We start from the raw sequence: 12,267 nt of genomic DNA, 5'->3' as shown, positions 1-12,267 counted from the left end.
CCGGCCGCCTGCGCGCGGCCCGCGATCGTGCGGGCCCGCGCGGCGGCACGACGCTTACGTGATGCCTGCCATCTTCGACGCCTCGATCACCATCTCCACGCCGAGGCCGCCGAGCACCGCGCCCATCGCCCAGCGCTGCGCGAGCAGCAGCGCGGGACGGCCGTGCAGAAACCTCGCGAGGCTGCTCGAGCAGATCGCCACCAGCCCGTTGGCCGACGCGAACGCGGCAATCAGCAGCGAGCCGAGAAACAGCGACTGGCCGAACACGCTGCCTTGCCCGTAGTCGATGAACTGCGGCAGCAGCGACACGAACAGCATCGCGAGCTTCGGGTTCAGCACGCTGGTCGTCGCGCCCATCGCGAGCAGCCGCAACGGCTGCTCGTTCGGCAGCGTTTTCTCCTCGAACGGCGAGCGGCCGCCCGGCCGCACCGCCTGCCATGCGAGATACAGCAGATAGGCCGCCCCGACCGCGCCCAGCACGCTGCCCGCATAGGGCACGCTCATGAACAGCGTCGTGATGCCGAACGCCGCGGCGAACATGTAGAACAGGTAGCCGATCATCACGCCGGCGAGCGAAACGAGGCCGGCCGCGCGCCCTTGCGCGATCGAGCGCGACATCACGTAGACCATGTTCGGCCCCGGCGTGACCGCGAGCATGCCGCCGATGACGAGGAACCCGTAGAGCGATCCGGACGTGTGCATGTTTTCCGCTTCCTGCATCGAGTGAGTGCCGACGCAGGTCATTCTCCGGCGATGGAGGCGAACAGTAAAACGGGATAAACTGAATCGATTGATCAGTTTTTCTGAATCGACATGAAAAAGCTCGACCTCGATGTGCTCGCGATGGTGGTCGCCGTCGCGGATTCCGGATCGTTCGCGCAGGGCGCGCAGGCCGTGCATCGGTCGCCGTCGGCGGTGAGCATGCAGATCAGGACGCTGGAGGACGCGCTCGGCAAGCCGCTGTTCATCCGCGACACGCGCAACGTCACGGCGACCGACGACGGCAGGATGCTCGCCGACTACGGCCGGCGGATGCTCGCGATGCGCGACGAGGCGTGGGCGTCGGTCGTGCGTCCGGAGATTCGCGGCCGCGTGACGATCGGCGTGCCCGACGATTACATCTCGTCGCTGCTGCCGCAGGTGCTCGGCAAGTTCGCCGCGATGCATCCGCGCGTGGAGGTGCGCGTGATCGGCCAGCCGAGCCGCGCGCTCGTGCCGATGCTGAAGGACAACACGGTCGATCTCGCGTGCCTCACGCGGATCAAGGGCGTGACGGGCGAGCTGATCCGGATGGAGCCGCTCGTCTGGGTCGGCTCGCCGAAGCGCAACGTGTGGGAAGAGCGGCCGCTGCCGGTGGCGTTTTTCCCGCACGGCGGCAGCATGGCGCGCGATCACGCGGTGAGAGCGCTGAATCGACGGAAGATCCCATACCGGATGTCGTACGAAAGCCCGAGCCACCTCGGGCTGCTGAGCATGGTGGAGGCCGGGCTCGCGGTCGCGCCGCTCGCGCGCTGCTGTATTCCCGATCATCTCGTGCAACTGTCGGAAAGCCACGGGTTGCCGCCGCTCGGCGAAATGGAAGTCGTGCTCGCGCGCAGCGCGCAGTCCGCGCGCCCGCCGTGCGACTACCTCGCCGAGCAGATTCTCGGCGAATGGCGCGTCTGAGGGCCGCTACGCGCCGTGTGTCAGCACGACGCCAGCAGCCATTCGCGGAAGGCGACGAGCGACGGCAGCGTTTCGTTGCCCGGCGGGTAGACGAGGTAATAGCTGCGCTGGCTGGTAATCGCGTCGCCGATCGACACGAGTTCGCCGCGGCTCAATTCATCCTCGACGAGCACCTTCGGCACCAGCCCGATCCCCATTCCCGCGCGCACGGCCTGAATCAGGTGCGACGTCAGCTCGAAGCTCGGGCCGACGCGCATCTGGCGATGGTCGAGTCGATAGTGCGAGAACCACTCGGCCCAGGCCTGCTGATTGCTCGTCACGCCCAGCAGCGTCTGCTTCGCGGCCCAGGCCGGCGTGCGCGTGTCGGTCTTGCGGCCGCGCCCCGTATCGGGCGGCGCGATCGCGATCAGGAACTCGTTGTACAGCCGGTGCGCGTGCAGGCCCGGCCAGTCGTCCGCGCCGACGGTGATCGCCGCGTCGAGGTCGTCGTTGAGAAAATCGATCGCGCCGATTCGTGAATGAAGGTGCACGGTCACACCCGGATGCGCGGCGTAGAAGCCGTGCAGGTGCGGCAGCAGCCATTTCGAGCCGAACGTCGGCAGGGTGGCCAGCCGCAGCGAGCCGGCGCCGGCCTGATGCGACATCGCTTGCAGCGTCGCGCCGCGAATGCGCCCGAGCGCGCCGCTCAGCTCGGCGAAATAGCGGCGGCCGACTTCGGTCAGCTTGACCGAGCGGCCCTCGCGCCGGAACAGCGGCACGCCGAGCTGATCCTCGAGCGTCTGCACCTGCCGGCTGATCGCGCTCTGGCTCAGCGACAGCTCGTCGGCCGCGCGCGTGTAGCTTTCATGCCGCGCGGCGGCCTCGAATGCGAGCAGCAGCGACATCGACGGGGTGAGGCGACGGTAATTCATGAGTTTTATGCAAGTTTCGCCGGTCGAGAATTCGTTTGTTTCTGGCGGGATATCCAAAGATACTGGAATTCCCGGTTATGCGGAAACTTGCCAAAAAATCATGTTTTGGCGCGCGCGAGCCGGCCGGCTCCCCCCACATTGCGTTTTTGCCCCATGTCGATCGTCCCGTTGCCCCGTCCTGCCAATCCGTCCGCGAACGTTTACCGCGATTTTCTCGTCGCGTTGCGGGCGACCGGCTTCGCCGGGGAAATCCGCGCGGACCACGCGAACCGGACCGTGCAGGCCACCGACAACTCGATCTACCAGCGCCTGCCGCAGGCGGTGGTCTGCCCCGCGCATGCGGACGACGTCCAGTTGCTGGCCCGGCTGCTGGCCGAGCCCGCGCATCGCGACGTCGCGGTGGCCGCGCGCGGCGGCGGCACCGGCACCAACGGGCAGTCGCTGACCGACGGCATCGTCGTCGATCTGTCGCGGAACATGAACCGCATCCTCGAGATCGACGCGGAAGAACGCTGGGTGCGCGTGGAGGCCGGCGTCGTCAAGGATCAGCTCAATGCGGCGCTGAAGCCGCACGGCCTCTTCTTCGCGCCGGAACTGTCGACGTCGAACCGCGCGACCGTCGGCGGGATGATCAACACCGACGCGAGCGGCCAGGGCAGCTGCACGTACGGCAAGACGCGCGACCACGTGCTCGAACTCGATTTCGTGCTGATGGGCGGCGAGCGGCTGCACAGCGACGCGCTCGACACTGAAGAACTGGAGCGCCGCTGCGCGCGGCAGGACCGCGTCGGCAAGGTGTATCGCACCGCGCGGCGCATCCGCGACGACAAGGCGGCGCTGATCGACGCGAAGTTTCCGAAACTCAACCGCTGCCTGACCGGCTACGACCTCGCGCACCTGCGCGAGGCGGACGGCCGCTTCAACCTGAACAGCGTGCTGTGCGGCGCGGAAGGCTCGCTCGGCTTCGTCGTCGAGGCGAAGCTCAACGTGCTGCCGATCCCGAAGTTTTCGGTGCTGGTCAACGTGCGTTATGCGGGCTTCATGGACGCGCTGCGCGACGCGCGCGCGCTGCTCGAACACCGGCCGCTGTCGATCGAGACGGTCGATTCGAAAGTGCTGATGCTCGCGATGAAGGACTTCGTGTGGAGCAGCGTGGCCGAGTATTTCCCGCAGGACGACGCGCGTCCGACGCTCGGCATCAACCTGATCGAATTCAGCGGCGACGACGAACACGACGTCGATGCGCGCGTGCGCGCATTCGTCGAGCATCTGCGCACCGATACGAGCGTGGCGCGGCTCGGCCACACGCTGGCGGTCGGCGACGACGCGGTGAAGCGCGTGTATGCGATGCGCAAGCGCGCGGTCGGCCTGCTCGGTAACGTGCAGGGCGAGGCGCGTCCGCAGCCGTTCGTCGAGGACACCGCGGTGCCGCCCGAGAACCTCGCCGCGTACATCGCCGAGTTCCGCGCGCTGCTCGACGGCCACGGGCTGCAGTACGGGATGTTCGGCCACGTCGATGCGGGCGTGCTGCACGTGCGCCCGGCGCTCGACATGAAGGACCCGAAGCAGGCGGCGCTGGTGCGGCCCGTGTCGGATGCGGTGGCCGAGCTCACGCAGCGCCATGGTGGCCTTTTATGGGGCGAGCACGGCAAGGGCGTGCGCTCCGAATATGCGCCGGCGTTTTTCGGGGAGCTGTATCCGTCGTTGCAACAACTGAAGGCCGCGTTCGATCCGCACAACCAGTTCAACCCGGGCAAGATCGCGACGCCGCCGGACTCCGCGCTGCGGCTGCTGAAGATCGACGAGGTGCCGACGCGCGGCGACCATGACCGGCAGATCGACGAGCGCGTGTGGCAAAGCTACGGCACCGCGATGCATTGCAACGGCAATGGTGCGTGCTACAACTTCGATCCGGACGACGCGATGTGCCCGTCGTGGAAGGCGACGCGCGAACGCGTGCAGTCGCCGAAGGGGCGCGCGTCGCTGATGCGCGAATGGTTGCGCCTGCAAGGGCAGGCGGGCGTCGACGTCGTCGCGGCGGCGCGCACGCGGCAGCCGTTCCTGCGCGGTCTGGCCGCGCGCTGGCGCAACGGCCGCAACGCCCGCGATGGCGACGCGGATTTCTCGCACGAGGTGTACGACGCGATGGCCGGTTGCCTCGCGTGCAAGTCGTGCGCGGGACAGTGTCCGGTCAAGGTGAACGTGCCCGAGTTCCGCTCGCGCTTTCTCGAGCTGTATCACCAGCGGTACCTGCGGCCGCTGCGCGACTACCTGATCGGCTCGCTCGAATTCACGATGCCGTGGATGGCGCGCGTGCCGGCGCTGTACAACGGGCTGATGGGTGCCGGCTGGGTGCGGACGCTGCTCGAGCGTCGAGTCGGCATGGTCGACAGCCCGCTGCTGAGCCGCTTCGATCTCGCGGCCGTGATCCGCGCATGGCGCGTGAAGCCGGCCGATCCGCATGCGCTCGCCGCGCTGAGCGATGCGCAGCGCGCGCGCAGCGTCGTCATCGTGCAGGACACGTTCACGCGCTACTTCGATACCGAGCAACTGGCGACGCTGCTCGAGCTGGCGGCGCGCCTGGGCTTTCAGGTGTGGCTGGCGCCGCTCGCGCCGAACGGCAAGGCGCTGCACGTGCAGGGGTTTCTTCACGCATTCGAAAAGGCGGCGGTCCGCAACGCGACGCAACTGGCCGCGCTCGCGCGCTCTGGCGTCGCGCTGGTCGGTCTCGATCCGGCGATGACGCTGACGTATCGGCAGGAGTACCGGAAGGTGACGGGGCTCACCGACGTGCCGAAGGTCGCGCTGCCGCAGGAATGGCTGCTCGATGTGCTGCCGGAAGCCGGTGCGGGCGGGGCGACGGTTTCATATCGGCTGCTGCCGCACTGCACCGAGAAGACCAATGCGCCGGACAGCGGCAAGCAATGGGTGCAGGTATTCGCGCGTCGCGGGCTGCGCTTGCAGGTTCAGGCGGCCGGGTGTTGCGGGATGTCGGGCACGTACGGGCACGAGGCGCGCAATCTCGCGACGTCGAAGACGATCTATGCGCAGTCTTGGGCCGCGCACGTTGACGGGCCGGAGCAGGAAGGCGAGGCGCTGGCGACCGGGTATTCGTGCCGCAGCCAGGTGAAACGCCTGTCGTCGAAGCAGGTGCGCCATCCGTTGCAGGCGCTGCTCGACCATGTGCGGGCCGTGGGGTGACAACAGGGCGGTGCGGGGTGCGCGCCGCCTAGGCGGCGTCGATCGCGCGTCGAGCGGCAACCCCGTGCCGCTGTCGACTGCCGCCGGCGCGGGTCAGGCGTCGGCTTTCGCCGCTTTACGCGCCCGCGGTTTTTCCGCCGCGGGAAGCACGCCGACGCCGCGCGGCCGTTTCGGCTCGATCCGCATTTGCCGGATCACGCGCCGGAAGTCGATCTCGTGCGCGGCCAGCGTGCCGATCAGTTTCGCGATGACCGCGAGGTGGGAAGGGACGGTGCCCTTGCTCGAATAGTTGGTGATCGAACTTTCGTTCATCCGGATCAGGCGGGCGAACTCGCGCGCCGTCAACTGCGCCTTCTTCAACTCCTGCTGGAATTCCGCATACGCCATTGCACACATGATGCTTCGTCTCCGTGAATCGGCATTCGGCCCGCGCGGCGCCGGCGTCGACGGGTGGCGTTCCCGTCGTGCCGGCGCCGCGTGGGGTTACATCTTCACCTGGTCGAGGAAGGTCTTCTTGCCGCTCTTGTAGCCGTAGATCGAGATGATCCCGTGCGTCAGGTCGCCCTTCGAGTCGAACGTCGTCGTGCCGATCACGCCGTCGTACTTCGTCGCCGGCATCGCCGCGAGGATCTTCGCCGGATCGGTCGAGTTCGCGCGCTTCATCGCGTCGACCGCGATGTAGACCGCGTCATACGCGAACGGTGCGTCGAACTTGATGCCCTGGTTGAAGCGTTTCTGGTACTTCGCGAGGAAGTCCGCGCCGCCCGGCATCTTCTCGAGCGCAGCGCCTGCCTGCGAGCACAGCACGTTGTCGGCCGCCGGGCCGGCCAGCTGCGCGAGCGAGTCCGTGCACACGCCGTCGCCGGACAGGATCTTCGCGCGCAGGCCGAGCTGCTTCGCCTGCTTCGCGAGCGGGCCGCCGGTGGCGTCCATGCCGCCGTACATGATCGCGTCGGGATTCTCGCCCTTGATCTTGGTCAGGATCGCGCGGAAGTCCACCGCCTTGTCGTTGGTCGCGTCGTGCGACAGCACCTTCAGGCCGAGCGCCTTCGCCTTCTTTTCGAACTCGTTCGCGAGGCCCTGGCCGTACGCGGTCGAATCGTCGATCACCGCGACGCTCTTCACGCCCTTCGACTGTGCATAGCTCGCGAGCGCCGGGCCCTGCTGCGCATCGGTCGCGACCACGCGGTAGGTGGTCTTGAAGCCTTGCTGCGTGTAGGTCGGGTTCGTGGCAGACGGCGAGATCTGCACGATGCCCGCGTCGCTGTAGATCTTCGACGCCGGGATCGACGTGCCCGAGTTCAGGTGGCCGATGACGGCGACGACCTTGTCGTCGACGAGCTTCTGCGCCACCTGCGTCGCCTGGCGCGGGTCGGCCGCGTCATCCTGCGCGTCGAGCTGCAGCGTGATCTTCTTGCCGCCGATCGTCAGGCCCTTCGCGTTGATTTCTTCGACCGCGAGGCGCGCGCCGTTCTCGTTGTCCTTGCCGAGGTGCGAGATGCCACCCGTCGTCGGTTCGACGCTGCCGATCTTCACCACTTGATCGGCCATCGCGCCCGAGGCGGCCGCGAACGCGGCGGCAGCCAATGCAACGGTGATCAGGGGTTTGCAGCGCATGCCGACAGTGCTTCGTTCCATCTGTCATCTCCGAATTGAATGTCTTTCTATTGACGTCTCGACCGGCCGGCCGCAGCCGGCGCGATCGGACGATTTTCACTACCCGTCACGGGCGCGCTTGCATGGCGTCCGGCCGGGTGACCTGCCGCCCGGGCGAGCGGGCGGACCGGCGCCTGACGCGATGCAATTCGTATGAATATATCGGAACCCGCTTCCGCGTGCCGCCGTGCCCCGAGTGGCGGGCTGTTGCGGCGCTTGCCGGCGCGCGAATGTCGAAGGTTCCGGATACCGGAAATCGGGCGCCGCGGTGGCCTGCGGATTGCGATTCGCTGTCGTCGGCCTTACGGCCGTATCCATTATTCGGCCGGTCGTCGCGGCGAAGCCATGGACACTGACGTGCGGTCAATCCGGAACTGTTTGGTCGATTTGTCTGCACAGTTTGGTCAATTGCGAATCGCGTATCCGGTTGCATGGTCATGCTTCATCGGCAGCGACAGCCGTCGTTATGCAACTAACGGTCTGGTTCGCCAGCATCAACGAATGCGTGCCGATTGCATTGACCGCGCCATTCGTCCAGTTCGGCAGAAACCGGGGCTTTTCCCGACCGGCCCGCTTCGGCTTTCGGATCGTCGCGTTGGCCACGCAATCGCCGCCATCTCGACCTACGACCGTCCGCGCCATGCGACGACGGTCACGCCTGCAATCGCCAGCAGGCCGCCGCACGCCGTCGCGATGCCGGGCCGCTCGCCCGTCAGCGCCATCGACAGCAGTGTCGCAACCGCCGGCGTCAGGTAGAGAAAGTTGGCCGCGCGCGCGGCGCCGAAGTAGCCGAGCGCGAAGGTCCATGTCGCGTAACCGAGCGCGGCGGGAAAGACGCCGAGCACCACGACAGCCAGCGCCGTATCGCGCGACCCGCCGCCCAGCGACACGAGCGCGCCTGGCAGCCACGGCGCGAGCAGCGCCGCGCCCGCCAGCAGCGTGTATGCGGTGCACGGCAGCGCGCCGTACACGGGAATCAGCCGCCGCTGCAACACGAAATAGCTGGCCGAACACAGCGCCGCGCCGAGAATCAGCGTGCTTCCCGAGCCGAGGACGAGGCCGCCCGGCTGCCCTTGCGCGATCACCGCGATGCCGGCCAGGCTGACCAGCGACCCGAGCCAGCCCCAGCGGTTGAAGCGCTCGCGCAGAAACACGGCGGCCAGCAACGCGGTGAAGATCGGCAGCGTGTTCACGATGAAACTCGCCGCGCCGGCCGACACGGTCTGTTCGCCGGTATTGAGCAGCGCGTTGTAGAGTGCGATGCCGAGCAGGCCGCACGCGAGAAAGCGCCACGCATCGCCTATTGCCGGCAGCGGCGGCCGTCGCCACGCGAGCCACGCGATCACGAGCAACGCGGCGGTCGCGAAGCGCGCGGCCGCGAGCTGCAGCGGTGCGAGGCCGTGCAGGCCGATCCGGATGAACGGGAAGGCGGACGCCCACGAGACGATCGTGAACGCGACGGCCGCTGCCGCGACGAGCGGTTGTCGCGCGCCGCGCGACGTCGGTGACGAAAGCGTATTCATGCGGTAATGGTGCGGCATGGCGAGATGCTAAGCTAGCGCACAGATCAACACCCGGATATGAATATGGCTCACAGCTCGGCGGCGCGGCGGGCAGACGGTCCGGCGCATGCGCGCCCGGTGGCCGCCACCCCGATGCCGGGCCCGCGGCCGCCGCTCGCGAGCCTGGAGACGGTCTGCACGGTCGCGCGCGAGGGTTCGTTTCTCGCGGCCGCCGACGTCTCCGGCGTCACGCACGGCGCGATCAGCCGGCGGGTGGCCGCCGTGGAAAACTGGCTCGGGATGGCGCTGTTCGAGCGGCATGCGCGCGGCGTGCGCCTGACGCCGGACGGGCAGCGCTTCGTCGGCCGGATCGAGCAGGCGTTCGCGATCATCGATAGCGCGGCCGATCAGTGGCGCTCGCCGCGCACGCCGCGGCTGGTCCGGATGAGCGTGGTGCCCGCGTTCGCGCAGCTGTGGCTGCTGGAGCGGCAGCCTGCGCTCGAGCGTGAAGCGCCCGCGCTGCGCATCGAGCTCGGCATCGAGCTGCGCAACGTGGATATCGCCGGCGGCGAAGCCGATCTGTCGATCCGGTACGGGCGCGGCAACTGGCGTCAGCTTGAAACCCGCCCGTTCATGCCGGAACGGCTGTATCCGGTCGCGCATCCGCGGCTCGCCGCGCAACTGGCCAGGATGCGCCGCGCAACGGGCGATGCCGCGCTGCTCGACATGCCGTTGCTGCACGATTCCGACGTGACCGGCTGGCGCACGTGGTTCGATGCGCTCGGCATTCCGTTCAAGCCGCGTGCGCAGGATCGCCGGTTCGAGGATTACAACCTCGTGCTGGCGGCGGCCGAAGCGGGGCTGGGCGTGGCGCTTGCGCGAACACCGCTTGCGGATGCGTATCTGCGGCGCAGCGCACTCGTGCGCGTGAGCCGCCACGAAGTCGATTCGCTGCTCAGCTATCACTTCGTGCATGCGAAGGGCGAGAATCGACCGGAGGTGCTCGCGTTGATGGAGCGGATGGTCAGGGCGCTGGGGTAGGGGGCGCGGCGGATTGCGTAGAATGGCGAGCGGGACGCATGCCTTTCACGGCCGAAGGTCGTCGTACATCGAGATTTCCGCACCCGCGGCATGGGCAAGCGCGAGTGCTTCGGCGAGGTCGTCTTGGCTGACGGCGAACGCCGTATAGGCGTCGTGTCCGGTGTCGAGATGAAGCAACGCGTACCCTTTATCGGCCAGCCAGGCGCCCAGCACGAGCAGCCCGGCCGGTACGTCGCCTTCGCCGTCCCAGGTCCAGCGCTCGGCGATGCCCAGCGTATCGAGCATCTGGTTTGCCTGCCATTCGATTTGGTCGGATGCGCGCCAGTCGACCGAAATGCACAGGCACCAGTTGGAAGGGTCGAGCGTTTCCGGGGCGCTCATGTCGCGTGTCAGTACCCAGTCGAGTATCGACGACGTGTCTTCTCCGGGTTCGGCATCGACGACGTAGGCGACGAGACGGTGACGGGTCGCGGTGTCGAGCGGCTTTACGATGAGCTCGACCAGCTTCGCAAGCGCCGCCAACGCGTCTGGCGATGGCGAGAAGTGATCGCGCAGGATATCGGCATCGGAAACCGGCTCGGGCGCGTCCGGTGTGTCGTTCCGGTCGCTTGTCTTGTTGCCAAACCAGCGCGTGAAAAATCGGATCATGGTTTCTCCAGCATTGCCTCGTTTCGCGGCCACCAACGCGTGCGATCACGGCCGGCAGGGAAGCCGGTTTTCGGATGAAGCCCGGTGTCGATGTCGTCGAGCGTACCGTCGGACTTCCGACGCCACGAAAGGGGCGAGTGTATACGGCACGGACGGCTGGCTTGCCATGGAAACTCGCGTGGTCATGCCGCTTTATGTCGGCGACCGTTTCGGGACGAATGGAATGCGGCGGGGTTCGGCCGCGGCCGCAGCCGCCGAATCGTTACAATGCAGCCGCGGAAAACGGCGAGATCGCCGCGGTGAAGCGGAACAGTGAAGCGGAATCGAGCCTTTGCCCGACGGCAGGGCAATCACCAATTATTGCAATACGGGTTCAAATTTGCACAAAAGGGAACCGATGAATAGACCAGACAAATCGTCGAAAGCGCGTGCGGCGCTGGATCAACTTTTTTCCGGCCTGGCGCCCACGGACGCGAAGCGCGAATCGCCGCGTCCGGGCAATCCGTTCGCAACGGACGACGAGGTGTCGAGCGCATCCGGCGGTCGCGGCGTCGAAGTCACGTTGTCGACCCGCATCCAGTTGCGCGGTTATCCGAGCGCCGACGCGTTCATGAAGCGCATGGCCGAAGCGTGGGGCCTCGAGTGGGGCACGTACGACAGCGTCCGCGCGGTGGCGACGCTGCCTGCCGGATGGCGTTCGCGCCGGCTTCCGGAAGTCACGCAGATCGTCGACGAGCGCGACGTGCTGCGCGCCGAGAGCAGCCTGCAGGGCGGCGAGATGTCGTATTTGAAGGTGCATCCGCGCTACTACATCGATGCGCGCAAGCGTTTCGGCTGGAGCAAGTCGTCGAAGGCGTCCGACGATCCGGATCTCGACGGCCCCGACTGGAACTGCTTCGTGATCGATCGGGAAAAATCCGTCGAATTGCACGAACTGACGACGTCGTCGTTGAAGGCCGACATGGACAATGCGCGGGCGACGCTGCTGAAATGGCTGGACGAGCACTATCCGAAACATCGCGATCCGTTTGCGTACTGGTCGGACTGCGAAGGGGCGTAGCGGACCGGTTTGCACGGCGGCTTCGCTCGATGCATCGATTTCCCCGCCATAAGGACGAGCATTGAAACAAGCGCGCGTGGTGCCGGTTCTCTGGGCAGCGTTCGGCGCGGCGGTCGGATCGACCGTCATCGAGTTGCTGCTTTGGGCCATCGTCGGCGAAGACGCCGTCCGGAACCTGTTGCGCGACGCGCGCCTCACCGCCGCGATCGTGATGGGGCCACGCGTGCTCGGTGCGTCCGGCGGCTTCGATCCGCTGGTCATGGGCGTGGCGACGCTCGTGCATGCGGCGCTTTCGCTCGTCTATGCGGCCGTGCTGGCACGGCTGATCCGCAGTTTGCCGCTCGTGGCCGCGCTGTTCGCGGGCGGCGCGTTCGGGCTCCTCCTGTATGGCGTGAACCTGTACGGGTTCACGGCGATCTTTCCGTGGTTCATCCCGGTTCGCGGCGCGATCACGCTGATCGCTCATCTGGTATTCGGGATCACGGCAGCGGCTGTCCACTACCTCGCCCGGCGCGAATCGATGTAATGGCTTCGAACCCGCCGCGGTATGCCTGGCCGCGGCGGGAAGCCGGCAAGCGGGGCG

General features: G+C 67.2%; 11 protein-coding genes. 5 read left to right on the top strand and 6 right to left on the bottom strand.

Annotation, left to right across the window (positions count from 1 at the left end; translation table 11 throughout):
* Nucleotides 1-54: 54 nt before the first annotated feature.
* Nucleotides 55-702 (bottom strand): LysE family translocator, encoded by a 648-nt coding sequence (locus tag LGN10_RS17695; RefSeq protein ID WP_226224452.1) that lies wholly within the window; start codon nucleotides 700-702, stop codon nucleotides 55-57.
* A 111-nt stretch (nucleotides 703-813) separates the two neighbouring features.
* On the opposite strand from LGN10_RS17695, the gene LGN10_RS17690 reads away from it, so the two are divergent.
* Nucleotides 814-1,665, top strand: a complete 852-nt coding sequence (locus tag LGN10_RS17690; RefSeq protein WP_089465986.1) for a LysR substrate-binding domain-containing protein — start codon at nucleotides 814-816, stop codon at nucleotides 1,663-1,665.
* A gap of 20 nt (nucleotides 1,666-1,685) precedes the next feature.
* Here the strand turns inward: LGN10_RS17690 and LGN10_RS17685 are convergent, their stop codons facing one another.
* Nucleotides 1,686-2,576, bottom strand: a complete 891-nt coding sequence (locus LGN10_RS17685; RefSeq protein WP_060310015.1) for a LysR substrate-binding domain-containing protein — start codon at nucleotides 2,574-2,576, stop codon at nucleotides 1,686-1,688.
* Between the two features lie 153 nt (nucleotides 2,577-2,729).
* Here LGN10_RS17685 and LGN10_RS17680 point away from each other — a divergent pair, with 153 nt between their 5' ends.
* Complete coding sequence (locus tag LGN10_RS17680) at nucleotides 2,730-5,777, top strand: FAD-binding and (Fe-S)-binding domain-containing protein (RefSeq protein WP_226224450.1); 3,048 nt, start codon at nucleotides 2,730-2,732, stop codon at nucleotides 5,775-5,777.
* Nucleotides 5,778-5,870: 93 nt separating this feature from the next.
* Here the strand turns inward: LGN10_RS17680 and LGN10_RS17675 are convergent, their stop codons facing one another.
* The 3 genes from LGN10_RS17675 to LGN10_RS17665 form a co-directional block, all read right to left on the bottom strand.
* Nucleotides 5,871-6,173: a hypothetical protein gene (locus LGN10_RS17675; RefSeq protein WP_059579460.1), complete on the bottom strand. Its 303-nt coding sequence runs from the start codon at nucleotides 6,171-6,173 to the stop codon at nucleotides 5,871-5,873.
* An 87-nt stretch (nucleotides 6,174-6,260) separates the two neighbouring features.
* The gene (locus LGN10_RS17670; protein WP_059579457.1) at nucleotides 6,261-7,415 is read right to left on the bottom strand and encodes a branched-chain amino acid ABC transporter substrate-binding protein; all 1,155 of its coding nucleotides are present in this window, start codon (nucleotides 7,413-7,415) and stop codon (nucleotides 6,261-6,263) included.
* A 641-nt stretch (nucleotides 7,416-8,056) separates the two neighbouring features.
* Nucleotides 8,057-8,956 (bottom strand): DMT family transporter, encoded by a 900-nt coding sequence (locus tag LGN10_RS17665; RefSeq protein WP_226224449.1) that lies wholly within the window; start codon nucleotides 8,954-8,956, stop codon nucleotides 8,057-8,059.
* A gap of 57 nt (nucleotides 8,957-9,013) precedes the next feature.
* Here LGN10_RS17665 and LGN10_RS17660 point away from each other — a divergent pair, with 57 nt between their 5' ends.
* Complete coding sequence (locus tag LGN10_RS17660; RefSeq protein WP_089465984.1) at nucleotides 9,014-9,976, top strand: LysR substrate-binding domain-containing protein; 963 nt, start codon at nucleotides 9,014-9,016, stop codon at nucleotides 9,974-9,976.
* Between the two features lie 45 nt (nucleotides 9,977-10,021).
* On the opposite strand, the gene LGN10_RS17655 is transcribed toward LGN10_RS17660, so the two are convergent.
* The gene (locus tag LGN10_RS17655) at nucleotides 10,022-10,624 is read right to left on the bottom strand and encodes a hypothetical protein (RefSeq protein ID WP_226224448.1); all 603 of its coding nucleotides are present in this window, start codon (nucleotides 10,622-10,624) and stop codon (nucleotides 10,022-10,024) included.
* A 397-nt stretch (nucleotides 10,625-11,021) separates the two neighbouring features.
* Between LGN10_RS17655 and LGN10_RS17650 the strand changes: the two genes are divergently transcribed.
* Both LGN10_RS17650 and LGN10_RS17645 read left to right on the top strand, forming a co-directional pair.
* A complete protein-coding gene (locus LGN10_RS17650; protein ID WP_059579449.1) occupies nucleotides 11,022-11,684 on the top strand; it encodes a hypothetical protein in 663 nt (220 codons plus the stop codon).
* A 61-nt stretch (nucleotides 11,685-11,745) separates the two neighbouring features.
* Nucleotides 11,746-12,210, top strand: a complete 465-nt coding sequence (locus LGN10_RS17645; RefSeq protein ID WP_226224447.1) for a sodium:proline symporter — start codon at nucleotides 11,746-11,748, stop codon at nucleotides 12,208-12,210.
* Nucleotides 12,211-12,267 lie beyond the last annotated feature (57 nt).

This window comes from Burkholderia sp. AU32262 (assembly GCF_020419985.1).
Taxonomy (GTDB): Bacteria; Pseudomonadota; Gammaproteobacteria; order Burkholderiales; family Burkholderiaceae; genus Burkholderia; species Burkholderia semiarida.
The sequence above is the reverse complement of the archived record's forward strand: the minus strand, read 5'-3'. Positions and strand labels throughout refer to the sequence as shown.

Coding starts and splice junctions, on each gene's coding strand:
- LGN10_RS17650 (WP_059579449.1), top strand. CDS start 11,022: ATGAATAGACCAGACAAATCGTCGAAAGCGCGTGCGGCGCTGGATCAA.
- LGN10_RS17665 (WP_226224449.1), bottom strand. CDS start 8,956: ATGAATACGCTTTCGTCACCGACGTCGCGCGGCGCGCGACAACCGCTC.
- LGN10_RS17685 (WP_060310015.1), bottom strand. CDS start 2,576: ATGAATTACCGTCGCCTCACCCCGTCGATGTCGCTGCTGCTCGCATTC.
- LGN10_RS17670 (WP_059579457.1), bottom strand. CDS start 7,415: ATGGAACGAAGCACTGTCGGCATGCGCTGCAAACCCCTGATCACCGTT.
- LGN10_RS17675 (WP_059579460.1), bottom strand. CDS start 6,173: ATGTGTGCAATGGCGTATGCGGAATTCCAGCAGGAGTTGAAGAAGGCG.
- LGN10_RS17660 (WP_089465984.1), top strand. CDS start 9,014: ATGAATATGGCTCACAGCTCGGCGGCGCGGCGGGCAGACGGTCCGGCG.
- LGN10_RS17690 (WP_089465986.1), top strand. CDS start 814: ATGAAAAAGCTCGACCTCGATGTGCTCGCGATGGTGGTCGCCGTCGCG.
- LGN10_RS17695 (WP_226224452.1), bottom strand. CDS start 702: ATGCACACGTCCGGATCGCTCTACGGGTTCCTCGTCATCGGCGGCATG.
- LGN10_RS17655 (WP_226224448.1), bottom strand. CDS start 10,624: ATGATCCGATTTTTCACGCGCTGGTTTGGCAACAAGACAAGCGACCGG.
- LGN10_RS17680 (WP_226224450.1), top strand. CDS start 2,730: ATGTCGATCGTCCCGTTGCCCCGTCCTGCCAATCCGTCCGCGAACGTT.